The following is a 24,178-nucleotide window of genomic DNA, read 5'->3' as shown; positions in this document are numbered from 1 at the left end:
GCAAGTGCCAGCGGGCACTTTCGTTATTGGTCAGGGCAAAGGAGCAACTTTCATGCAGGACCGAAGAACTCAAGACGCCAGCGGGTTTGTCAAATTCATCAAACTGTTCAAACAAGCGGATCTGGAACAGGCCATGTCGGCGTACAGGGGCAGTGAATCCTATCAGTCAGTGTGGCGTTATTATTTTGCCTGTATCGGCTTGCTCGATTCTCCACGACTGATCGAGCCTTTGGCACTGCTCAAGCAGTCGATCGGCCAGTTGATCGGTTCGCCACATAAATACTCGCAATCCGATAGCCAGCCTGCACAGTTGTCGCGCATCTATAACAGCATCCAGGCTTTCGAGACCCGTGTGCAAAACAGCCTGGCGTACGCGAAGAGCACCCCGACTGCGGTGCCGAAGAATCTGCACTTTGTCTGGCTCGGTGGAGGACTGGGCGCGATACAGCGTGACTATCTCAACCTCTGGAAACAGGTGCTGAACGGGCAAGGTTACAGCCTCCATCTCTGGTACGACAGCGACGCATTGTTGGCCTGGCAAACCAACAGGCTGATCGTCGAGGCGGCCAAGGCTGACGCCCTGCAACAAGATGGCAGCGACAGTATTTCCAAAGACCAGTTGGGCACGCTGTACGAAGAACGGGCCATCGTCCTTAAACAACAGATGTCCATGCATATCGATGCCGCACTGGAGCGGGGACTTTCAGCTGATGAAGCACGCGTCGATCTGTTGGCCCGCGCCTATGGGCAGGACGCCGCGCAACTGGAGGCGCTGATCGAGCAAAACCGCCGCAGTCTGCTGGACCTCGCAGGAGACGACCTGCAGTTGCGCGACTTGAACGCCCTTGATACTCCGCTGCAATTACAGGATATCTACGAGCGTGAAATCCGGTTGCGCGGCAATCTGGCCGCTGCTTCCGATGTGGTGCGCGCCGAGGTCCTTTACGAAGAGGGCGGCGGATATGCCGATGTCGATAATCTGCCGCCACTGGTCAAGACTCTGGGAGGTGTTGACATCAGCGGGTTTGATCCCCGGTCACGCGTTGGCGTTCTGCAACTGCTGCTCGATCACAATCGGCACTGGATGCCTGCACGCGAGGCGCTGCGCCACCAGTACACTGATTATCTGGCAAGCATTCCCGAGCAACACCGCGCCGCGCTTGAGACGTTTGCCCGACAAAAACCGGCGCTGAATGAAGTGTTCCAGGCGCCGGCCGAGCTGCTCGTCCGCCCACAGGACTTGCGGGCAGTTGCTGTGCAGAGCTCGCTGAGCAATTCCTTCCTGATGGCCCATGCCCGATCGCCGATGCTCAAAAGCGTGATCGACCGGTTTCGCTTCAATTATGACTTCATCGACCTGACGGCTCGACTGGCGGCCAAGCGCGGTGTTGCGCTGAGCGATTTTTACGGCATGTCGACGCTTGCGCGCGAGGTATTCGAGCAAAACTGCGGCTCTATTGCCGCTCTGTCCTCGATCGAGCATGCAACGGTGAACGAACTGATTCTGGCGGTCGCCGGATATTTCGAAGACGGTATCCGCCCGCAGAGCGAATGGACAATTTTTCTGACTGGCCCGGCCGCGATGCGCGCTGGCATGCGCGATTACGAACAGCACAATTTCGTCCCGCGCGAAGATGAAACAGTGCGCGTCGAGACTGCCATCGAGCCGCTCTGGATGATCAACGACAAGACCGAGGAGGAGCAGGATCACTCGTGGAAAGACAACGCCAGCGATGATGAACAATGGGTTGTCGACGAACAGCAGCGTTGGCGGCAAGGACAGTTCAGTGTCCGCTACAGCGGTGATGTTGCTGCCCTGCTCAAACAGCAGACTGTGGTGTTCGAAGAGGGTTGGCCGCTCATCGAGGGACGCCCGGTGTTATTGACGGGGGTCTTGCAAGGGATGATCGACCGACTCGGTGCACCGTTTGTGGCGGCGATGAGGCAAGGTCATAACGGTCCGCTGGTTTTTCCCGAAGGGCCGGGTCTGGGGTTCGACGATCGTCAGGCCATCAAGGCCCAACCCGCCACTCTGCAAGCTCCGGCGTCGCTCAGTGATGCGCGGATTCAGGGGCTGGCGCTGGATGAGTTGCTAAGCGGCATTGCCGAGGGTTCGCTGCAGTTCTTCCAGATCAGTCCCTTGCAAAGGGTACTGTTGGGACAGATGCTCGGGGTACGCTCACTGGATAACTCAAGCTTCACGCAACTTGCCCCCGAGCTCGACAACCTCGCCAACAGCGTTGCCGAGGTAGGAGCATCGGTGCGTTATGCGGCTATTGAACGCCATCTGTATCAGCATCGGGCGCCGCAATTCATGGCCGGTCTCGCCAGCCATGTCGACCAGCCGATGGTCTCGTCGGACAGCGCGCTAACGTTGAAACGAGCTGCGCTGTCGCAGGCGCACACGCTGTTTCAATGGGGGCGTCATGTTGCCCATATCCAGACCATCGCCACCCGCGAACATCGTGAGCAGGTGATCCTGCGGCTGGGTCAGGTACTGGGGCAAATCGAGGCCAGTGACGTCAAACTGGTGCCGCAGGATCTGTTGCTCCAGGGGCCAGGGGATCCCGGTGGCCGCTGTTACCCGCTGGCGCTGATCATGAGCGCTGCTCTGGAGCACGGCGTGGCGGCGTCGCGACGCTTGCGCGAGCGATTCTTCCTGGCCACCGTCGAGCCGCAGCAGCGCGATTCAATTGTATTTCTGGAGGCGCTCGAGGAGTTGCGCGGCGTGCAGTTGCACGATATCGGCAAGCCGCTGGGGCGGGTCGATCTGCAGCAGCTCGGCACCACGCTGGAGGCGTTCGCCAGCTCGCGCACGCTGATGCTCAACTCGGATAACCACGCCATGCTGGTGGCGAAAATCTTCAATGGTGGGCACGCCACCTATCACTTCTATGATCCCAATTTCGGCGTGTTCGAGTTCAGCCAGCCTGACCAGTTTCAGTTGGCACTGACCGATCTTTTTCAGAAACAGGGCATGGCGAAATACTATGCGGCCTATGGCGACGACGCGCGCCCGACCTTTGATCTGATCGAGCTGCAGGGGCAAAAGATAGCGGCGCTGGATCTGTCCGGCGGTTTGCGCGTCGGGCAATTGCTGGAATCCGACAATGTGCTGCCGGAGCATACACAGCGACCGATCCGTCGGCGCCTGAACAGTGCTCGCGGCCATTCGCTGGTCAGTAATCCGCACCTGGGGCGCAGCCTGCGCGATCTGGACAGTCATTGGTGGGGACAGCAGATTGCCCAGGCGACTGACGCTCTACAGCACTTGCATGCTGCGGCAAAACCGCTGGTGCCGTTGTTCGAAACCCTGGAGATGACGCCTGCCGGCGAATACCGGATCAACCTGGTCGATCCCACGCAGGCCGAGCATGTGGTGCAGGTGGTGAGCACCGATCATCGTCTGCTGCGCATCAGAAATTATCTGTCGGAGCAGTTTTCGGCACTGGGCACCCGAGCCTCGCCACAGATGGCAGAGGCGGGTGCCGTACACACGCTCAATACCGGCTTCACCATCCAGGCACTGATGAACGTCCTGCGTGGACGAGAGGGGGATGACCGCACCCTGACCACCGCCGTGCGCTTGCACGCTTACGTCAATTACGCGCAGCTGGTGCACGGCAATGTCACGGATGTCGCTGGCCTGATCAGTCTGGTAAAAACCGCGCTCAATGAAGAGAAGATCATCGCCCGCACCTGTGCGCCGGTGGTTGGCGAGGCGCTGGGACATGTTGCCAACGAAGGCGTGGGCGCGGTGCTGGGGCTGGCCAATGTCGGTTTCGACATCTATCAATTGGCGACGGCAGACAACGAGATCGAGCGCGCGCAATTCGGCACCCAACTGGCCTTCGACTCCGCCAGTCTGGCGTTGACCGCCGGTGGTCTGGGGGCTGCCACGGCGGGCGCGGCAACAGCGGCCGCCGTGCTCGGTGGAGCCGGGGTGATCCTGGGCGGACTGGCCGTGGGTGTGGCAGCCCTGGCCCAGGGGTTTGCCAGGATCGCTGAGCAGGCGCAGGAGGTCGGGCTGTTCTTCGATGAGCTGGAGCGGGCCTGTCGGGGTGTCGGTTATCGGTATGACGACGGACTCGGGGCGTGGGTCGCTCACCCTTCGCTGGTCGTCCAGAGCCTGGACTTCAATCGCACGATGCTGGTGCTCGACAGTCCGAAGGTGTATCGGCTGCGCGACCATTTCGGGGTGCCGGATTTCAATCCGGATGATCAACAAGCGCTCGATCTGCGGCGTGAACTGGGTCTTCCCGGCTACATCCACTTCGATCCGCCGAGCACGCAACTGGTCGTCCTGCCGTGCACGCCGACCACGTTCTACGGTTACGAATACAAAGCGCTCCCTTTCTCGACGCTGCGTCACGACACCGGCTTCGATACCGCCCGCAAGCTGGAGAAGAAGGATGCGGCTGGCCAGTGGCGGTTTCTGTTTTCGTTCTACTCCTTTCCCGTGCACTACATCATCAACCGTCTCGCACCGTCGTATCGGCCAACCGTGATCGAGGTGCGGCTGGATGCCCACGAGCGTGCGCTGGCGGTGCCAATGATGCCGCAGCTCTGGCACGACAAGGTGTCGTACCGCATCGAAGGTGCGGGCGGCGCCTGCTCACTGATCCTCAATCGCGGGGTCAATCTCCAGTTGCAGTCCCCCAGCCTGCAGCAGTGCCGCTGGAATCTGGTAGCCGCCTGGGCCACTGAGAGGGATGTGCGGATCGACGTTGGCGGGGTTCTTTCGGTGGGTGGCGTGAAGGTGACGTTCGGCGGCAGAGGTCGGCATGAGGTCATGCTCCAACTGACCGGGCGGCAATCGTTCAAGGTTAACCGCAGCGACGGGCGACTGGACATTATCGAGCAGAGCGCGCCAGCCGGGGAGAATGAGCAGTCGCTGCTCACGCATTACCAGACACTGGCCCGGGAGCATCGGCTGGTGCTGCCTTACACGCCAGTTCATCACTTTCCGATTCCTTTCGAGCCCGAGAGCCAGCCGCGTCACACCACGGCCTGGTACGACGCTGCCGAGGATCGTTTTCTGTACATCCGCAGTGAAGAGGTACTGGCGGCCGATGAAATGCTGCTGGCGGCGGTGGTCGACGATTCTGCGTTTTTCTATGAGGTGCGCAACTACGACATCTGGCAGGTCGATGCCGTCAGCGGTTTGCTCAAGTGCCGCTACCGTCTGCTTGTCATGGAGGGGCAGTGCAGCATTCGCCGTATTGAAGTCGATGCGCAGGGTGTGATTCATATCGAACAGCAATGGCTGGGTACCGATCGGCAAGTCACGCAATTCAACTATCTGATCCATGAGGGCCAACTGCAACTGGTGGCAGTTACCCGGGAGATTGACCGTGAGCTGGGCCAGCGAGTGTTCGCCAACCCGACCTTGACGGATTGGTCGGTAGTGCTTGGTCACTATTTCACGTTATCGCCGGTGCCCGAACGCGCAGGCGTCAGTACCGTCGACTGGCAACCGGCCGCCTACGTGTCGGTCTGCTGGGCGTTCGATCCGGGCAAACGTGACCTGGTCTGGATTCGCAGCCGTGACCTGTTGTGCATTCATCCGTTTACCTTCGGGCATGACCGCGGCTGGGTCGATTCGATCAAACAGCTTGGTGATCTGCTGCTTCTGCCGGTCAACGATGAGCACGAGCTGTTTTTCATCTACGACCGGCTGGCGCAAAAGCTGTGCAAGGTGCAACGCAGCGCGTCCGCTGGCAGCGAGCGCTGGCCGGCGCAGTGGACGCATCAATTGCTGCAGCCCGACGGGTTGAATGACGTGGTACCGGTGCAGGACGGGTATCTGGCCCTGACCGACGACGGTCTGTTCTTCAACCTGACCGCAGAGGGCGAAGTGCATCTGGGTGGCTTGAGTGAGCGCTGGCTCAGGGGGCGCGCACAGTGGTGGCACGCACTCGAAACGCTGGCGGCGAAGTACCCGGTCAACAGTTTCGCCATTCTGGGTCTGCGCAACGCCGCCGGTGATCGCAGCCTGTGTGCCTGGTATGTGGATAACCGCTTGCTGCTGTGCGATCCGGGGCACGAACGGGAAATGCGCCTGCTCGGGGTCACACCGGACAACCAGGCGGTCTGGCTGTTCGATGTCGCCAGCGGTGAAATCTGCAGTCAGCGGTTCTTCGACAGCCGGCAACTCGAGCCAGCATTCGGCAGCGGCGCCCAGTTACTGGCGAGCGACTTGCTGCCGGCACCGCAGGCCGAGTGGGATGACTGGCGGTTCAGCGCCGTGCGCAATGACGGCTCCGGTCTGTACGGGACATCGGTCAACGGCGTGTCACTCAAGCTGCGATATCAGGAAGCTGAAAGGATCATCGGCGTCGATCATCACTGGGCCAGCGAGCACGCGGAACATTTGCCGGAGTCTCTGCAGGCATTGCTGGAGACCGCCGAGCATGGGCCCTACATCGCCGTGGAGTCTGGCGCGGGCAACGTGCAATGGTACGACGTGGCGAATGCACAACTGATTCGGGTAGCGGGCCAGAACCTGCCAGACGATTGCGAATTGCTCGGCACCCGCCATCGGCATGTGCTGTTGCACGAACTTCAGGCACACCGCGTACACGTCTACCCCGGTCAGCAGAGCATCGGCCCGTTCGAATACATGCGGCGTGACGCCGAGGTGTTGGTGGTCGAGGGCCAGAACAAGGTTGAAGACCTGTTGCCACTGATCGCTGATGACGTGAGCTGTCTGGTGTTGCGCCTGGGGCAGGGCGGCGTCACGTACCACCTGTCGAAGGCCTGCTGGTTGCGGCTGGACTCGGTGATTGTCGATTGCCGTCACCCGCTGGGCGAGGTCCCGGCGATTCCCGGCAAGCTGGTCTGGGCGCTGGACGCACCGCAAACACTGCAACTGTCGTTTGTCGACGAGCACTTGCTGATTGTCGACCCGGATCGCCAGCACAGCCTGATCCTGCGGGATGTGTGCTCGGTGGATCCGGCGATGCGCGGTGACGTCTTCCTCGGGTTCGAGGGCGGGCGTTCCTATCCGGTATCGAGCCTGGTGCAGAGGCTGCGGGAAATCGTCGAAGTCGATGATGCCGACGGCAGTGCAACGCTGGCGCAGTTGCTGGGAGCGGTGCCAGCCTGACGAAAGTCTTCGTTGGGTTTTTTGAAGTTTGTTTTCTCTCTATGTCGCGACGGTTCATGTCGTCGCGATGGGTTCGTTTGGCCAAAAAAAAGGAAATTGCATTGAGCACTATGGATGAAGTCACGATGGGCAGAGTGTTCGCCGATCTTATTGCGCGCACAGAACTTGAGTCCGTCAGCGGTAGTCTGGGGGAGGCTCCTTTGCGCTACTACGACGGGGCCGCTGCGGCCACCAGTCTTCCGGAGCAACTGATAGCGATCAGGTTGCTCAAGGACGCGATTGAATCACCACAGCTGGACGCCGCGGATGCTCAGGTCAATAAACTGCGCCTGAAACTGGGCGACTACGACCGCCGCTTGAGTGCGACTGTGAAGATGCTCTCCGCTGGCAAACCGATACCGCGCATCATGCATTTTGTCTGGGTCGGTGGCAGTGAGGTCGGGCCGAATCAGCGCGATTACATGAACATCTGGCGCAAAGTGCTGGCGTCGCAGGGATATGCATTCAATCTCTGGTATGACAGTGATGCGCTGCTGGCCTTTGAAATGAATCGGGTGATTCTCGACAGTGCCCGTGCGGACACGATGAAGGTATTAAAGGACGAAAAGGTAACCCCGACGGGACTGTCGAGAATGATCGAAGACCGCGCACGGGTACTCAAACAGCAGATGTTCGACTACCTGAATCATCCACGCTGGGCCGGACGCGCAGACGAGGCGCGGATCGACCTGATGGTGCGGGGTTATGGCAAGGAACGTGCGACGCTCGAAGCCTTCCGCCAGAAATGTCTGGATTCGCATCAGGCCATGGTGGGTGAGGACTTGCGCCTGCGCGATGTTCGCCAGGAGTTTGCCAGCCACTTTCTGGCGGACGTCTACCAGCGCGAAGTCGCCATGCGCGGCAACTTTGCTGCAGCCAGTGACGTGGTGCGACTGCAGGCCGAGTTTCTCGAGGGCGGGCGTTACAGCGACATGGATTATTTGCCACCACTGATCGAGAAGCCGGGCGGCGTGGATATCAGTGGTTTCAGCACAGACGCGAAGATCGGTGTCCTGCAGTTATTGCTCAACCATGACGATACCTTGATGCCGGGGCGCGATCGGCAACGTTATGCCGACAGAACCGGGCATATTCCCGCCGAACATCTCGAGGCACTGAGCGCATTTGCCCGGAGCAGGCCGGGTGTGGAGCAGATTTTCGCTTCGCCGCAGCCGACGTCTTTATCCCAGGATGCCATCGGGCGCGGCGCGGCCTGGGGCAATCCGTCGTCGAAGGAAATGAATGCCTATGTTCTGGCTCATCCTGGCAGCAAGATGGTCAATGCGAGCATGCACTTCATCCGGGTGGCTTATGACTGCCTGTATGAGGTTGAGCGCCGCATGATACTCGCAGGCGTGACGCCAGCAGATGTGTCGTCAGTCGATGATATTGCAATCAAGGTCGTCTCTGAAGCACAGGCTGATGGGCGCTTGCCCAATACATCGCGTGAATATTCATCAGAGAAGCTCATACGCGCCATAGCTCAGTATTATCAGGACGGGATTCGTTTCGACGCCTTGGGCACCATCTACATGACCGGTCCGGGCGCACTTGAAGGCGGTGTAATCGGCTATGTCGAAAGAGAACTGCAGAGTGAACAGCTGAACAACATTCGCCATCATATGAAGCAGGTCGACGGCTTCAACGTCTTTACCGAAGAAGAAATGATCTCCGGCTGGGCAGTCAAGGATACCCCCGAAGACTGGCTGGCAAAAGAACATGAGAAGTGGAATTCGGGCAAGGTCAAGTCGCGCTACGCCGGCAATCTGTCCGATTTGCTCAAAGAGCGGACCCTCACGTTCAAACTGGGCTGGCCGGTCATAGAAGGAAAGTCCGTGTTGCTGACCTCGGTTCTGCAGCAACTGCTGGATGATCTGGGTGAGCCGTTTGTGCGCGCCATGAATGACCGCTTGACCGGTGATGTGACGTTCAACGTTCCCATCCGCCTCGATTTTGATGCTCGACAGCAGGTGCTGAACCAGACAGTCGACAAAGCTCCAACGTCCATGGGGGCCGAGTCACTGGGCAATCTCAACGAGGCCTTGGCGCGCATCGCTGCGGGCAAGTTGCCGCTGGAGCAGTTGAGCCCGTTGCACCGGGTGATGTTCGGCGGCCTGTTCGGTGCCGCAACACTGGATCAGCTCGGGTTCGCAGACGCATGGGCAACCACCGTCGGCTTTGCCGAAGATACGCGAGACCGTGGCCTGATAGCGCGCTACGAAGTGATCGAACAGACACTGCTCAGTCGCGATCCTGCACCGGTCGAGGCACGAGTCAATGCATCGGAGCGTGAATCGCTCGGGCAGAACTCCAGGGTGTTGAAGGCGCAGGCATTTGCCGAACCGATCAGCGTACGGCAATGGCGCGAGTACGTGAGTCGGGTCGAAGTCGCCGCCATGAATGAGCGCCGGGCGTCGATCCTCTCTCGGGGCAAGGCGGTACGTGAGACCTTCGTCCAGGCAGGCGCCTACGCGGGCAGGCAATTGCCACAGGATTTGCTGCTGCGCGGTGCGGGGGATCCGGGCCGACGCTGCTATCCACTGGCGCTGGTGATGGCCGCCGCACTGGAGAAAGGCGCTCCGGCCGAGCGCGCGCTGATCGGCAAACTGGCGATTGCCAATCTCACTCCCGACGCACCGCAAGCCCATGCCCTGCTCAAGGTGCTGGACGAGTTGCGTGGCGTACCCATGGCGCGATTCGGCGAGAAGAGACCGGCGGCGAACCTGGCCACTGTGATGCAGACGCTGGAAGCAAAAACCGCTGCCGGCAGCCTGTTGCTCAACACAGACAATCATTCGATGCTGGTGAGCAAGGTTGTAGCGCAAGGCGAGACATCCTATCGCTTCTACGATCCCAACTTCGGGCTGTATGCGTTCGCCCGGATCGAGGATCTGCAACAAGGCGTCCAGCGCTTCATGCAGGAGGAAGTGATTGCCCGGCTTTATGGTCTGGAACAGGGGGCTGCCAGCGTTTTCGAGGTCATCGAACTCGACGGCGCAAGCATTGCCGGTAAATCGTTGCCTTCGGAAATTAGCGTTGAGCATTTGCTCAGCAGTGATCCGCTGGGTGGCGGGCGTGCCGTCGAACCCTGGAGTCAGCATGCCGCCTTGCGCGCGCGTTCCCTGTCAGAGAACGCGCGTCTGGGACAGGCGCTGAGCAGTGTGGACAGCCACAAGTGGGCGCGGACGATCGAAAGCGCGACCCTGCGGTTACAGGACCAGCATCAACTGTCTCGTGACTTCGTTCCGGTGTTCGACTCCCTGAAGAGCACTGCGCAAGGGCGCAGCGAAATCACCATGGTCAGTGCCAGTGATCCGCAGCGCACACGCACAGTGCAGACCGATGACACGCGCCTGCAAGGGATCAAGTCTTACCTGAGCGATACGTTTGAAGCGTTGTCCGGCAGACGCGCGGGGGCGCCAGTGATCGATCCGACGGATGTCGGAGCGGTGCACACGCTCAATGCCGGATTTGCCATTCAAGCCCTGCTGCTCGGGTTGCAGAACGCGGAGTCCGGGATGGGGTCGACCGCGTTGACATCGGCAGTGCGCATCCACGGTTACCTGGCCTACGCGCAGATGGCTCATGGGCTGGTGGTCGACGCAGTACAACTGCTGAATCTGGTGCGTCATGCCTTTACCGACGGACTGCGGGTGGCCAAAACCACCTCGTCGATTGTCAGTAATGCACTGGGCAACGTCTTGAACGAGGGTGTCGGAACCGTTTTGCAGCTGGCCAGCATCGGCTTCGACATTTATCTGTTGGTCAATGCACAAAACGATATCCAGCGTGCGGTCTATGCCACGCAGCTGGCCTTCGATTCAGCTGGGCTGGTGCTGGGTGTTGGCGCTTTGGGCGCCGGTGTTGCCGGTGCGGGCACGGCGGCGGCCTTCCTCGGCGGCGCCGGGGTGATTCTGGGCGGGCTGGCGGTGGGCATCGGCGCCCTGGTCGAGGGGTTCAGCGCCAGGGCAGAACGTGGAAGACGGATCGGCCGGTATCTGAATGATGTGCATTCGGCCTATCGACCGCAAAGCCATTCGGTGCAAGGCGATACCTACATTGCCAATCCTTGTGCGGTCTATACCGGGCTTGATTTGCGCAAAGGGCTCATTACCTTCGGCCACCACAAAATTTTCGCAGCGGACGATTACTCCGATCTGCATCCGCCGAAGATCGTTGGGGATCGCAGCAAGGCTTTCAGCCTTCGAGAGACTCTCGACCTTCGCGGTACGATTTCCCTCGATATGACTCCCGGTATTGAAAGCGTCGTGCTGCCGAGTTTGCCAGAGTGCTTCCTGGGCTACGAATACGGTGGTCTACCCTTTTCGACAACACTCAGGGAAAACCTGGAAACGGCTTTGGCGCTGGAGCACGACAGGGAAGGCAAGCGGCAATTCTGGTTCACTTTTTACCGGTTGCCGACCGAATACATCATCGAAAAAATGGTGCCCAACTACGAGGAAACCCGCGTCAGTGTTGCGATTGGCCCTGATCAGCGTTTTCTGCACGTCCCCCCATTGCCGCAGGAGGTGCACGGTTACCTTTGCTATGACATCGATGCCACTGGCGGGCACTGCTCGATCACCCTGACCGAGGGCGTCAAGTCGTTGCGGCTGCAGGTTTCCTCCGATGATCCAATGACGTGGTCATTGCGTGCCCCATGGGTGAGTGCGGCGGCGGTGAAGCTGGAACAGGATACTTTTCAGTTGGGCTCGATGCGGGTGCAGGTGCCCGCCAGGAGTGTCGTGTACCTGCAACTTGCGGAGGGCTTCTATCAGGTTGGCTGGGCAACGGGAGCGCTGCTCTTTGCTGAACTCGACGCGCTCAACGATGCCGACGGCCCGGCCACACGCAAGCATTTGCGCGAACTCGCCCGCGCTCATCGTCTGGCCGATGGCCCGACGGTCATCCGCAACTATCACGATGCCCTGACTGGTGTTCGTACCACGGCCTGGTACGACCACACCGAAGATGCCATGCACTTGGTGCGCGGACTGGACCCACAGTATGCGGCGCAGATCTGCATCGGCCCGAAGATCGGCGAGGAGATGTTTTATTACTGCCCGGCGCAGGGAATCATCTGGCGTACGGATCTGGTCACCGGGCAGATCAAACGCACTTACCGGGTGATGAAAATACATTTATCAAAAAACCCCTGCATTGTTTCGATTCAGGCGACGCCAGAGGGTTTGCTGCAGGTGGTCCAGCGCTTTGAAGACATGTGGAAAAGCTTCTACAAGCTGACTTACCTGCTCGGCGAAGACTACCTCGCCCTTACTGCGATCTCCGATATGAATTCAGACCATCCGTGGATCATTCGCGAAGGACGCGACAATGTTTCGGATTTCCTCCGACGGCACGACTACCCATACCATGAGGTACTTGATGACCAGAGAGTGGAATTCACACTGGGCGCAATGATTACGATCGACACCTTCGACGAGAATTTGCGTAAAGCCACCCGAGCCTGGGTGCGCAGTGAAGATGAGCGCGTCATTCGGCCTGTGCTGCGCAATACGGAAGGTACACCTGACTTTCTCGATTGGGTGCTGCTTGATCCGCTTCAATCAAGCGGCGATACAGTGTTGTTTCATCATCTTGGCCATCGCCTTGTTTATCGACAGCACATCGGCGCAGCGGATCAGATGCCCGAGATGTTTGCACAAAGTGTCTTGCACCTTGAGGTGCAGCATGTGCACCGCCAGGGCGGACAATACGTCATCCTCACTGACGAAGGCATGCTGTTCCAGATGAATGACGACGGCCAGACGCGGCTGGTGGGACTCAATCACGCATGGCTTTCGGCCCGCCAGCAGCGCACTGGGCAAGGGTTCAAGTGGTGGGAAACGGTCGGGACCAGCATTCAGAACGAGTCCGCCGATGGCGTGGAAGTCGGGGGTATCCGCGACGCAACGGGCAAGACATCGCTGTATGTCATCTATCTGGATCAGCAATTTCTGATTGCCGACACGGCGGGCAAAGCCATGCGCGTGTTGAGGCTGACGCCAGATAAAAAAGCGGCGTGGATGATGGACTGGGTATCCGGACGAATCTATCGTCAGCCCTTCATGGCGCCTGAAAGCCTGGCGGCGGCATTCGGTTCGGGGACACGTCTGCTGCAGGCGCACTTGCTGGCCCCGATGCAGCGAGTCATGCCGCGGGACACTTTTGCCTGGGCCGTGCCCCATGGAGCCGGCCTGCACGTCCGCCGGCATGACCACGTGCTGTTCGACCTGGCCGATGGCGAGCCACCGCGTATCGTCGGTGTGGAAGTCGAATTCTTCAATGGCCTGGCGTCTCGTCAGGCGCGGGAGCAAAAGCTGGCGCGACTGCTTGCCGGTCAGCGTAGCGGTCCTTACCTCTTTGCGGGCAGGAGCGATAATCTTTGCAGCTGGTATGACGTCGCAGCCGGCCGTCTGCTCAGTGTCTCGGTGTCAGGACGTGAATGGCCACAATATCTGGGCGTGGCGAACGATCAGACCCTGGTGCTGCATGACCCTGTAACGGGCCGACTGTTCAGCAATGCCAGTGAAGGCATTGAACCCATCGATATATGGATGACTGTGGAAGCGGTCAGCCGGATTGCAGATACGCTGGTTATCGACGGTATTGGCTCATCGGGCAGGATTGTAGCGATTCCGGATGGCGTCGATACACTGGTACTCAAGTTTGCGAAATCTGCAGATTACCTTTCACTGGCCCGACAGACTTGGGATCGGCTTGATTGCCTGATTGTCGACGCCGAGGAAGCAGGCATTCATCTGGCGTTGACACTGGAGCCGATGCAGCGATGGCTGGTCTCGAGGTCCGACGGCCATTTGCTGCTGACGGATCCCGATTCGGGAAGCAGCATCATCTTGCGCAATGCCACGAGCCTTGATGCGGCACGGCAACAGCAGGTGACATTCGGGATTGCGTTACCTGACGAAATCTCGGTGACCGTTAGCCTGGAGGAGCTGATGAGTGCGATGGCCACGGAACCCCTGCTGGAACTCGGCGCGCTGATCGGGCTGTCCATCGACCAGTAAGCCATTGCGAGCTGGCAGATCAGACCGGGCTGCGGAGATTTTCCTCCGCAGCCCTTTTTCGTTCAGGACACCAGATAGCCCTTGATCCCGGTAAAGATGATCTGCGCCGCCAGTGCGCAGACGAAAAGGCCCATCAGCCGGCTGACGATCTGCAGGCCCTGATCGCCGAGAACCCGTTCGATGTGATTGGACAGATACAGCACCACCCCTACGGTGAAACTGGCCAGGGTGATGCTCATGATCGCGGTCAGTTTGTCGTCCCAGTGCGGCTGACTGACGCCCATCACCAGCAGGGCGCCAATGGTGCCCGGGCCGACGGTCAGCGGGATGGTCAGCGGGACGATCGTCACGTCCTGTTGCACGTTGTCACTCTGCACCACAGGCTTGCCTTGGGCCATGCCCAACGCCGAAATGAACAGCACGCTGCCGGCACCGATGCGGAATGCGTCCGCAGTGATCCCGAATACATCGAAAATCACCCGCCCGAACAGATAAAGCAAGACGCTGGAGATCAGCGTGGCGATCGCCACTTTCCAGGCCAGGCGCCGCTGTTCCTTGCGCGAGTAGCCACGAGTCAGGCTGATGAAGCAGGACAACACGAAGAACGGGCTGTAGAGCACCAGCATCTTCAGGTAAACGCTGAATAACACGTGGAGCATGAGGGCGACTCGCATCCGGAGAGTGATGACGGCGAGTCTATCAGTCGGTTAGTTGCTTGTGTGTGCAGAAGATTCTGCGCGAGGCAGTCGGTTTTTCGTTTTTTGTTTGATAGTTGTTTTGTGTGATGTTGTTAGTTGCATCTTGTTTGCTGGATAAGATGTTACAGATTTGAGTTTGTGGTGCTGGGCTTGTTTGTTTATTGTTTTCTTGCAAGTTCAAGAGGGGCTTGCCTACTAATTAATAAGGACTTTTATTGTGCATAGTCAAATCGTTAATGAGCTTTATATCTCTTCCTGTATTAACGCGATTGAAGCCTGTGATGTGGGTGCGCCGGTTATTCGCTCTCGTGGCCTGTTGGCTGTAGGGGACGAAATCGAGGCACCGTCGAAAGGCTCTGTTGTCGGCGAAGTCACAATGGGTTTTTCTGGCAAACTTTCGGATCAGAACAAGTCGGATGCCCAGAACGCTCTTCTGTTCGCCACACGTGCAGCGAACAAGCTATACCCCGAAGAGCATCAGGGCCGAGATTGGTATAAGCGGTTCCGTGAGGTGATGACCCTCGCTGGCTGGACGCCTGTCGATCAGTACTACAATGACCTCAGTATCGAAGGCACGAGTGTGCGGATGGACAAGCTGGTACTGGAGATTCTGGGTTCCGTGCTGGCTAATGTTGCACTGCCAGGACCAACCAGCGTTCTGATGCTGAAGGTCGCGGGTGATGCAATCTCGGCCCTGCAAAAACGGGACACTGCTGCGTTGACCGCTTATGAGCGAAATTTGCTGGACCACGGCGTGGGCGGCATCTCCACCGGAGCGTGTGTCGAACTCGACGGTGAGGCAATCATGGCGCTGGGAACGGTGCGTTTTCTGCGCAAGAACACCTCTACCAAAGTGATGTTCGTGGATGTCGATGTTCGTAATGTAAGTTTGTATCGAGCTCAAACTTTCTTTGCCAAAAACACCGACGTCGCCAACGCAGTGCGTGAGACGATCAAGAAAAAGCTGGTGGGTATCGATCAGATTGAAGATATTGATATCTGATAAATCGAAAAAAGCAGTCGAAGGTCGACTGCTTTTTTTGGGGGGCGATTATATGAATTGCAAATATTCCGTTTTGATCGTTGCGGGTGCCGTTGTACTGATTCCGCCGGCAGACAAACCGGAACGCTATCAGGATTTAATAAACTCTCTGTTGTTGGCGCAACTGGCGGCCAACAAGAAACTTGAGAAAGATCCGGGTATTGGCTGGTATGACGTCTACATGGAATTTCTGGACAAATACTGGCTGCGACATTTCAGAGCACGGTTGGATCTGTCCGTCGCACAGGGTAACAGCGTGTCTGTCGCTGACTGGGTGGTCGCTCCTGAGTTCGGGGGTGCTGTGGAGCAATGTGGCGTTGCGAACGCAGTCATGCGTCGACTGGCAGCACTTTCCGCAAGCGAGCCGGCACTAGAGCTGCTGCGTGGTTACATGCAGAAAGGCGCCAGCGATGCATCGACGGATCAGTCAGATGTTTCCAGAATCATACGGCTGTTGGTGGTCGTGGCGCACTCGCCGATGTCGATGAGCAGCGTCTACATCGAATTTGCGACTGTACGGACTCTCGCTGACAACCCTTTGGCCGAGCTATTCCAGGCTGAGGATATTCGCGGCAGTGTTTGCAGACGCTCTGCCAGTGCCAATTTGTCCGAAACGCTCTATGGGCCGGTTCGCGCAGCCATCGCCCTGAAAGTCCAGGACAGGCTTGAAGCTAACGTGGCGCTGTTGAGGCTGAATGAAGACGGTTCAGCCGAAGAGAACGGCGCAGCCGATTGATTCACACTCGAATTGGCGTGGTACCCCTGCTTAAAAGGTCGACGCCGTACGGTTCTGCTGATCGCGCTGGGCTACCCAGTGTTCGATCAGCTCGCGCAGTTGCGACAGCTCCACCGGTTTGGCCATGTGGCCATCCATCCCGGCCTGACGCGCACGTTCCTTGTGTTCGGCGAGGATGTGCGCGGTCAGCGCGACGATCGGCGTGCGTATACGCTGATTGCTGACCTCCCACGCCCGTAGCTGCTGGGTCGCCGAGAAGCCATCGAGGATCGGCATTTCGCAGTCCATCAGCACCAGATCATAACGCTGGGCCTTCATCGCCTGCAGGGCCTCTTCGCCGTTGCTGGCGGTGTCCGGTTGCAGGTTGAGTTTACCGAGCATGCCGCGAATCACTTTGGTCGAAATCGTGTTGTCTTCGGCGACCAGAATGCGGAAATCGCTCGGCACCTTGGCCGCCGTCGCGGGAGTGACCACTTGCGGCTGGAACACTACCTGACCTTTATTGCGCTGGTTCAACTCGTCGGCCAGCGTAGTCTTGAGCGTGTAGCCGGCCACCGGTTTGGCGAGGATGCGTTTGATCCCGGAGTTGCGCGCGATGATCTTGCTCGGCGCGTTACTGATGCCGGTGAGCATGATCAACAGGATGTCGTGATTGAGGCTCGGGTCTTCCTTGATCTTGGCCGCCAGTTGCATGCCGGTCATGCCGGGCATGTTCTGGTCCAGCAGCACCACATCGAAGTAGTCGCGCAGGTGCGCCTTGGTGCGCAGCAGCGCCAGCGCTTCCTTGCCCGATGGCACGGCGCTGACGTTCAGACCCCAGGCGCTGCATTGCTGCACCAGCACTTTGCGGCAGGTATCGTTGTCGTCCACCACCAGCACGCGCGCACCTTGCAACGGGCCGTCGAGGTCGGAGGTCGGGTGTTCCAGACGATCCGGGTCCAGTGGCAGGGTCAGCCACAAGGTGCTGCCCTGATTGGCGCCGCTCTTGATCCCGAACTCGCCGTGCATCAGGCGGATCAGTTGCCGCGCAATCACCAGCCCGAGGTTGCCACCCAGACGGTTGGCCGAGAGGAAGTGTTTGCTGTGCAGTTCGGCGTGCAGCAACGCATCGCGCTCCTCCGGTTCCATCGGCTGACCACTGTCCTGCACGGCGATGCGCAGGCGCGGTTTGACGCTGCGCTCGTCGAGGGCGACGACGATCAGCACTTCGCCTTCGTCGGTTTTCTTCAGGGCGTTTTCCAGCAGGCTCAGCAGGGTCTGGCGCAAGCGGGTCGGGTCGCCGCTGATCACGCGCGGCACTTGCGGCTGGATGAAGCTGATCAGCTCGACGTTCTGTTGTTCGGCCTTGGCCCGGTAGATGCTCAGGCAGTCGTCGATCAGCGCGTTGAGGTCGAACTGCACATCGTCCAGTTCGATCTGTCCGGATTCGAGCTTGGAAATGTCGAGAATCTCGTTGATCAACGTCAGCAGTTCGTTGCCGGCACTGTGGATGGTTTGCACGTAATCGCGTTGCTTGACCGACAGTGGCGTGCCCAGCAGCAGCTCGGTCATGCCCAGCACGCCGTTCATCGGGGTGCGGATTTCGTGGCTGATCTTGGCGAGGAATTCGGCTTTGGCGTTGATCTCGGCATTGCTCGCGGCAAGATCGCGGCTGATGCTGAACCGGCTTTCGGTGATGCTGCGCTGGCGTTCACCCAAGGCGATGCTCATCAGCAAGCCACTGATGCAGATGAAACCCATCAGGGTCATGATCAGGCCTTGCGGCGCCACCAGGGTCAGCCCCAGCAGGGCCGGCAAAATAATCAGCGTACCGATGTTGAACACCACCATCCCGGCAACGAACAGCCGCGCCGGGCGATAACCTTTTTGCCAGTGATAGAAGCCGACCAGCAACATGCTCAGACCGGCCAGCGCCACCAGCGCGTAGGTCATGATGTTCAGCGGCAGGGTGTTGACGAATAACAGCAGCAGGCTGCAGATCACAATGAACAGAATGTCGCCCAGCAACAGTTTGTTCAGCGGGTGCGGGCCGAGCGGGGCGAAGAAGCGCAGGGCGAACATCAGCCCGGCCGGGGCGGTCAGCAGCAACGCCAGATAGGCGCCCGGGGTCTGGATCGCGTGCCAGTTCGGCAACCACGGGCCGGCGAGGTTGAGCAACAGCAACAGACTCAGGCCCAGCAGCCCTTCGCAGACCGCCAGCCACAGGCTGCTACGCGAGCGGGAGTAGGCGTAGCGCACGATGTTGTGCAGCAGCAACATGCCGAGGCAGCCGAACAGCAGACCGAAGATCAGCGTCTGGTTCTGGTTGGCGGCACTCATCACCGCCGATTGCAGGGTGATGTGCGGGCGCAGCTGATGGTCGGAAACCATCCGCAGATAAACGTCGAGGGACTTGTCGCTTTGCGGCAGTGGCAGCAGGAAGTCGCTGCTCGGCAGTGGCCGCTCGACCTGCGGCTGATGGGTGCCGGAAGTGCGTTGCTCGATCAGTTTGTCCCCGTCCAGCACGTAGAGGCTGAGGTTGGACAGGTCGGGAGCGAAGATCCGCAGCACCTGCTCGTGCTTGCCCGGCGCCAGTTTGAAGCGCAGCCAGAGTGCACCATCGGGCTCGGCCGCCGTGAGGCGATCAAGTTCGATAGGGCTGAATTGATTGGTGTAGCGCGCCGAGCGGATGTCGCTCAGTTGCAGATTACCCTGATCGTCAAGCAATACCGACCAGCCACTGCCTTGCGCGGCCAGAGCCGGAAGCATGCAGAGCAAGGTCAGCAACGTGACGGTGAAACTTATGGCAATCCTGAGCCAGCGCACGGCGAAATCCCTTCGTAGGTTGATGCCAGAATATAACGATGCGCGGCGGCGGAACAGCCCGGCGAGGGACTGCATCCCGCGCCGGACGTGAAGGACAGCTTATTCCTGGGTTTCGCCACGTTCACGGGCAATGGCGCGGTAGCCAATGTCCTTGCGGTAGAAGCAGCCTTCCCAGTCGATGGCAGCGGCCAGCTTGTAGGCTTGCTGCTGCGCTTCGCTGACACTGGCGCCCATGGCGGTGGCGCAGAGTACGCGACCACCGGCCGTCACCACGTTGCCATCCTTCAGCGCCGTACCGGCGTGGAAGACTTTGCCTTCCAGGCCTGCGGCTGTGTCCAGACCGTTGATCACCGCGCCCTTGGCGTAGTCGCCCGGATAGCCGCCGGCGGCCAGCACGATGCCGACGCTCGGACGTGGATCCCACTGTGCTTCAACCTTGTCCAGCGCTTGCGCCAGAGCGGCTTCGACCAGCAGCACCAGGCTCGACTGCAGACGCAGCATCACCGGTTGGGTTTCCGGGTCACCGAAGCGGCAGTTGAATTCGATGACTTTCGGGTTGCCGGCCTTGTCGATCATCAGACCGGCGTACAGGAAACCGGTGTAGACGTTGCCTTCTTCGGCCATGCCGCGCACGGTCGGCCAGATCACCTGATCCATCACGCGCTGGTGCACGTCGGCGGTGACCACCGGGGCAGGGGAGTAGGCACCCATGCCGCCGGTGTTCGGGCCGCTGTCGCCGTCGCCAACACGTTTGTGGTCCTGACTGGTGGCCATCGGCAGGACGTTCTTGCCGTCGACCATGACGATGAACGAGGCTTCTTCGCCGTCGAGGAATTCTTCGATCACCACGCGCGAACCGGCGTCGCCGAAGGCGTTGCCGGCGAGCATGTCGCGCACGGCGTCTTCGGCTTCGGCCAGGGTCATGGCAACGATCACGCCTTTACCGGCGGCCAGGCCATCGGCCTTGATCACGATCGGTGCGCCTTTTTCACGCAGGTAAGCCAGGGCCGGCTCGATCTCGGTGAAGTTCTGGTAGTCGGCGGTCGGGATCTTGTGGCGCGCGAGGAAATCCTTGGTGAAGGCTTTCGAGCCTTCCAGCTGTGCAGCGCCGGCGGTCGGGCCGAAGCAGTCCAGGCCACGGGAGCGGAACAGATCGACCACGCCTGCCACCAGCGGCACTTCCGGGCCGACGATGGTCAGGGAAACGTTTTTCTCGGCGAAGTCGGCCAGTTGCTCAAGGGCCAGCACGTCGATGGCGACGTTCTCGCACTTGGCTTCAATCGCGGTACCGGCGTTGCCCGGCGCGACGAAAACCTTCTGCACGCGCGGATCCTGAGCCACTTTCCAGGCCAGGGCGTGTTCACGGCCACCGCTGCCAATGATCAAAACATTCATTTCAAAAACCTCAAAAATCTGTCAGGCGCTGCTGGAGCGCTTTATGTGGGAGCGGGCTTGCTCGCGAAAGCGGTGTGTCAGGCAAAACGGCTGTTGCTGACAGATTGCATTCGCGAGCAAGCCCGCTCCCACATTTGGATCGAGTTGTATCAGTGACGGAAGTGGCGCATGCCGGTGAACACCATGGCGATACCGGCTTCGTCAGCGGCAGCGATCACTTCAGCATCACGCATCGAGCCGCCTGGCTGGATCACTGCAGTGATGCCAACCTTGGCCGCGTTGTCCAGACCGTCGCGGAACGGGAAGAACGCGTCCGAGGCCATCACCGAACCGGCCACTTGCAGACCGGCGTGCTCAGCCTTGATCGCGGCGATACGCGCGGAGTTTACGCGGCTCATCTGGCCGGCGCCGACACCGATGGTCTGACGGTTCTTGGCGTAGACGATGGCGTTGGACTTGACGTACTTGGCGACTTTCCAGGCGAAGATCAGGTCGTGGATTTCCTGTTCGGTCGGTGCGCGCTTGGTCACCACTTTCAGGTCGTCGGCGCCGATCATGCCGATGTCGCGGCTCTGCACCAGCAGGCCACCGTTGACGCGCTTGTAGTCCCAGGCCGGAACGCGATCCGCCGACCACTCGCCACAGGCCAGCAGGCGCACGTTGGCTTTGGCGGCGACGATGGCGCGAGCTTCTGCGCTGACGCTTGGCGCGATGATCACTTCCACGAACTGACGCTCGACGATCGCCTTGGCAGTCTCGGCATCCAGTTCACGGTTGAAGGCGATGATGCCGCCGAAGGCCGACTCGGTGTCGGTGGCGTAGGCCAGTTCGTAGGCCTGACGGATACCGCCTTCTGCATCCGGGCTCACCGCCACGCCGCACGGGTTGGCGTGCTTGACGATCACGCAGGCCGGCTTGACGAAGCTCTTCACGCATTCCAGCGCGGCGTCGGTGTCGGCCACGTTGTTGTACGACAGCTCTTTGCCTTGCAGTTGGGTCGCGGTGGCGATACCGACTTCGGCAGGCTTGGCTTCCACGTAGAACGCCGCGCTCTGGTGCGGGTTCTCGCCGTAGCGCATTTCCTGGGCCTTGATGAACTGGCTGTTGAAGGTGCGCGGGAATTCGCTGCGACCTTCGGTGCTCAGTACGTCGGCAGCCTGATTCACGGTGCCCATGTAGTTGGCGATCATGCCGTCGTAGGCGGCGGTGTGTTCGAACGCCTTGAGCATCAGGTCGAAACGCTGAGCGTAGGTCAGGCCGCCGGCCTTGAGGTTTTGCAGAACGTTGGCGTAATCGCTGGCATTCACCACGATCGCCACGTCTTTATGGTTTTTCGCTGCCGAACGAACCATGGTCGGGCCGCCGATGTCGATGTTCTCGATAGCGGTCGGCAGGTCACAGCCTGGCTTGTTGATGGTGGCTTCGAACGGGTACAGGTTGACTGCAACCAAGTCGATCGGCTTGATGCCGTGCTCGTTCATGATCGCGTCGTCGATACCGCGACGACCGAGGATTCCGCCGTGGATTTTCGGGTGCAGGGTTTTCACCCGACCGTCCATCATCTCCGCGAAACCGGTGTAATCCGCGACTTCCACTGCGGCAACACCGTTGTCGCGCAGCAGCTTGAACGTTCCGCCGGTGGAGAGGATCTCGACGCCGAGGGCTTCAAGCTCCTTGGCGAATTCGAGGATCCCGGTCTTGTCGGAAACGCTGATCAAGGCGCGGCGGATCGGCAGGCGGGTAGTCTGGTCGGTCATCTCAATTTCCATCAAAAGCAAAGGAAGTCAGCAAAAAAGGCGACCGGTTTTACGCGGGCGCCTTTCTGGTTTGATTGAATGCTTACAGCAGATCGTACTGCTTGAGTTTCTTGCGCAGCGTGCCGCGGTTGAGTCCGAGCAGCTCGCTGGCCTTGGTCTGGTTGCCCTTGACGTAGTTCATCACGCTTTCGAGCAGGGGAGCCTCGACTTCGGAGAGCACCAGGTTGTACACATCCGTGACGGACGCGCCCTCAAGGTGGGCGAAATAATTGTGCAGCGCCTTCTCGACACTCCCGCGAAGGGTCTGACCTTCTTCGCTCGGGGTATTGAGGTGCTGTTTCAAATTCACGTTGTCGCTCACGGGTGCTGTTCCACTCACTAAAGTCTCGGTCATCATCGTCATGCGGCCACCCCTTCTTCGTCCCCTGTCAGGCTCTTGTAACGCTCGGCGAAGAACTCCCGAACGTTGGCGCATTGTGTTTCCGTACCATCCAAACGATTGAAGTGGGCGCGAAACTCCCTGGCGCCCGGCAAGGTTGCGAGATACCAGCCCACATGCTTGCGGGCAATACGGACGCCCATCACATCCCCATAGAAGGCGTGAAGTGCGGCCAGATGCTCCAGCAGGATGCGTTCCACTTCGCTCAGCTCCGGCGCCGGCAATTTCTCGCCGGTACGCAGGAAGTGTTCGATCTCGCGAAAAATCCATGGCCGCCCCTGGGCAGCCCGGCCTATCAGCAGGCCATCGGCACCGGTCGCGTCAAGCACGTAACGGGCCTTTTCCGGCGAATCGATATCGCCATTGGCAAACACCGGGATCGACACCGCCTGCTTGATCGCGGCAATCGTGTCGTACTCGGCTTCGCCGGTGTACAGATCGGCGCGCGTGCGGCCATGCACGGCCAGCGCGGTGATCCCGGCCTGCTCGGCGATCTTCGCCACAGTCAGGCCGTTCTTGTTGTCGCGATCCCATCCGGTGCGGATCTTCAGGGTCACCGGCACATCCACTGCAGCGACGACGGCCTGCAGGATCTCGGTCACCAGTGCTTCGTCTTTCAATAACGCGGAGCCGGCGGCCTTGTTGCAGACCTTCTTTGCCGGGCAACCCATGTTGATATCAATAATCTGTGCGCCCAGTTCGACGTTGGCTCGTGCCGCGTCCGCCAGCATCTGCGCATCGCCACCGGCAATCTGCACCGAGCGTGGCTCGGGATCGCCTTCGTGGATCATGCGCATGCGCGACTTGCGGGTGTTCCACAAGCTCATGTCACTGGTGACCATTTCCGAGACTACAAGCCCTGCGCCCAAACGCTTGCACAGCTGACGAAAGGGCTGGTCGGTGACGCCCGCCATCGGGGCGAGAATCAAACCGTTCTGCAATGTATATGGGCCGATGCGTACCGCCGACATAGGACTTCCCTGAAGTGGGGCCGGATCATGAGAGTTCGAAAAAGGGTTGGCATGATACCCGCTCTCGATGACTGGATAAAGGCTGAATTGAACAAAATCTGAACAGTTATTCTGTTATTACCAGCGGTTTGGTAAGCGCGGGCGAAGTCAGAAAACTGCC

At 59.6% G+C, this 24,178-nt stretch carries 10 protein-coding genes; 4 read left to right on the top strand and 6 right to left on the bottom strand.

From position 1 onward, the window contains the following. Positions 1-52 precede the first annotated feature (52 nt). On the top strand, positions 53-7,108 hold the full coding sequence (locus tag J1G18_RS03970) for a TcdA/TcdB pore-forming domain-containing protein (RefSeq protein ID WP_223007127.1): 7,056 nt from the start codon (positions 53-55) through the stop codon (positions 7,106-7,108). 110 nt (positions 7,109-7,218) lie between these two features. Then, the gene (locus tag J1G18_RS03965; protein WP_262415514.1) at positions 7,219-14,175 is read left to right on the top strand and encodes a TcdA/TcdB pore-forming domain-containing protein; all 6,957 of its coding nucleotides are present in this window, start codon (positions 7,219-7,221) and stop codon (positions 14,173-14,175) included. A gap of 62 nt (positions 14,176-14,237) precedes the next feature. On the opposite strand, the gene J1G18_RS03960 is transcribed toward J1G18_RS03965, so the two are convergent. After that, positions 14,238-14,834, bottom strand: coding sequence for a MarC family protein (locus tag J1G18_RS03960; RefSeq protein WP_027613585.1), 597 nt, complete (start codon positions 14,832-14,834; stop codon positions 14,238-14,240). A 256-nt stretch (positions 14,835-15,090) separates the two neighbouring features. Here J1G18_RS03960 and J1G18_RS03955 point away from each other — a divergent pair, with 256 nt between their 5' ends. Continuing rightward, entirely contained in the window at positions 15,091-15,876 is a 786-nt protein-coding gene (locus tag J1G18_RS03955) for a hypothetical protein (RefSeq protein ID WP_098967026.1), read from the top strand. Beyond that, a complete protein-coding gene (locus J1G18_RS03950; RefSeq protein WP_227698860.1) occupies positions 15,857-16,651 on the top strand; it encodes a hypothetical protein in 795 nt (264 codons plus the stop codon). Before J1G18_RS03955 ends, J1G18_RS03950 begins: the two co-directional genes overlap by 20 nt. Before the next feature lie 30 nt (positions 16,652-16,681). On the opposite strand, the gene J1G18_RS03945 is transcribed toward J1G18_RS03950, so the two are convergent. The 5 genes from J1G18_RS03945 to dusB form a co-directional block, all read right to left on the bottom strand. Then, positions 16,682-19,456 (bottom strand): hybrid sensor histidine kinase/response regulator, encoded by a 2,775-nt coding sequence (locus tag J1G18_RS03945; protein ID WP_223007125.1) that lies wholly within the window; start codon positions 19,454-19,456, stop codon positions 16,682-16,684. Between the two features lie 99 nt (positions 19,457-19,555). Next, complete coding sequence (gene purD, locus J1G18_RS03940) at positions 19,556-20,851, bottom strand: phosphoribosylamine--glycine ligase (protein ID WP_027613589.1); 1,296 nt, start codon at positions 20,849-20,851, stop codon at positions 19,556-19,558. Positions 20,852-21,000: 149 nt separating this feature from the next. Then, a complete protein-coding gene (gene purH, locus J1G18_RS03935; protein WP_134785341.1) occupies positions 21,001-22,608 on the bottom strand; it encodes a bifunctional phosphoribosylaminoimidazolecarboxamide formyltransferase/IMP cyclohydrolase in 1,608 nt (535 codons plus the stop codon). Between the two features lie 82 nt (positions 22,609-22,690). Beyond that, positions 22,691-23,011, bottom strand: coding sequence for a DNA-binding transcriptional regulator Fis (gene fis, locus J1G18_RS03930; RefSeq protein ID WP_003221275.1), 321 nt, complete (start codon positions 23,009-23,011; stop codon positions 22,691-22,693). After that, positions 23,008-24,018 carry a tRNA dihydrouridine synthase DusB gene (gene dusB / locus J1G18_RS03925; RefSeq protein ID WP_007961945.1) on the bottom strand — a complete coding sequence of 337 codons (1,011 nt, stop codon included), beginning with the start codon at positions 24,016-24,018 and terminating at the stop codon, positions 23,008-23,010. Before dusB ends, fis begins: the two co-directional genes overlap by 4 nt. Positions 24,019-24,178: the final 160 nt, after the last annotated feature.

The organism is Pseudomonas sp. MIS38 (assembly GCF_019891575.1).
Classification (GTDB): domain Bacteria; phylum Pseudomonadota; class Gammaproteobacteria; order Pseudomonadales; family Pseudomonadaceae; genus Aquipseudomonas; species Aquipseudomonas putida_A.
Note: the sequence above shows the minus strand (reverse complement) of the source record. Positions and strands in the feature narration are given on the sequence as shown.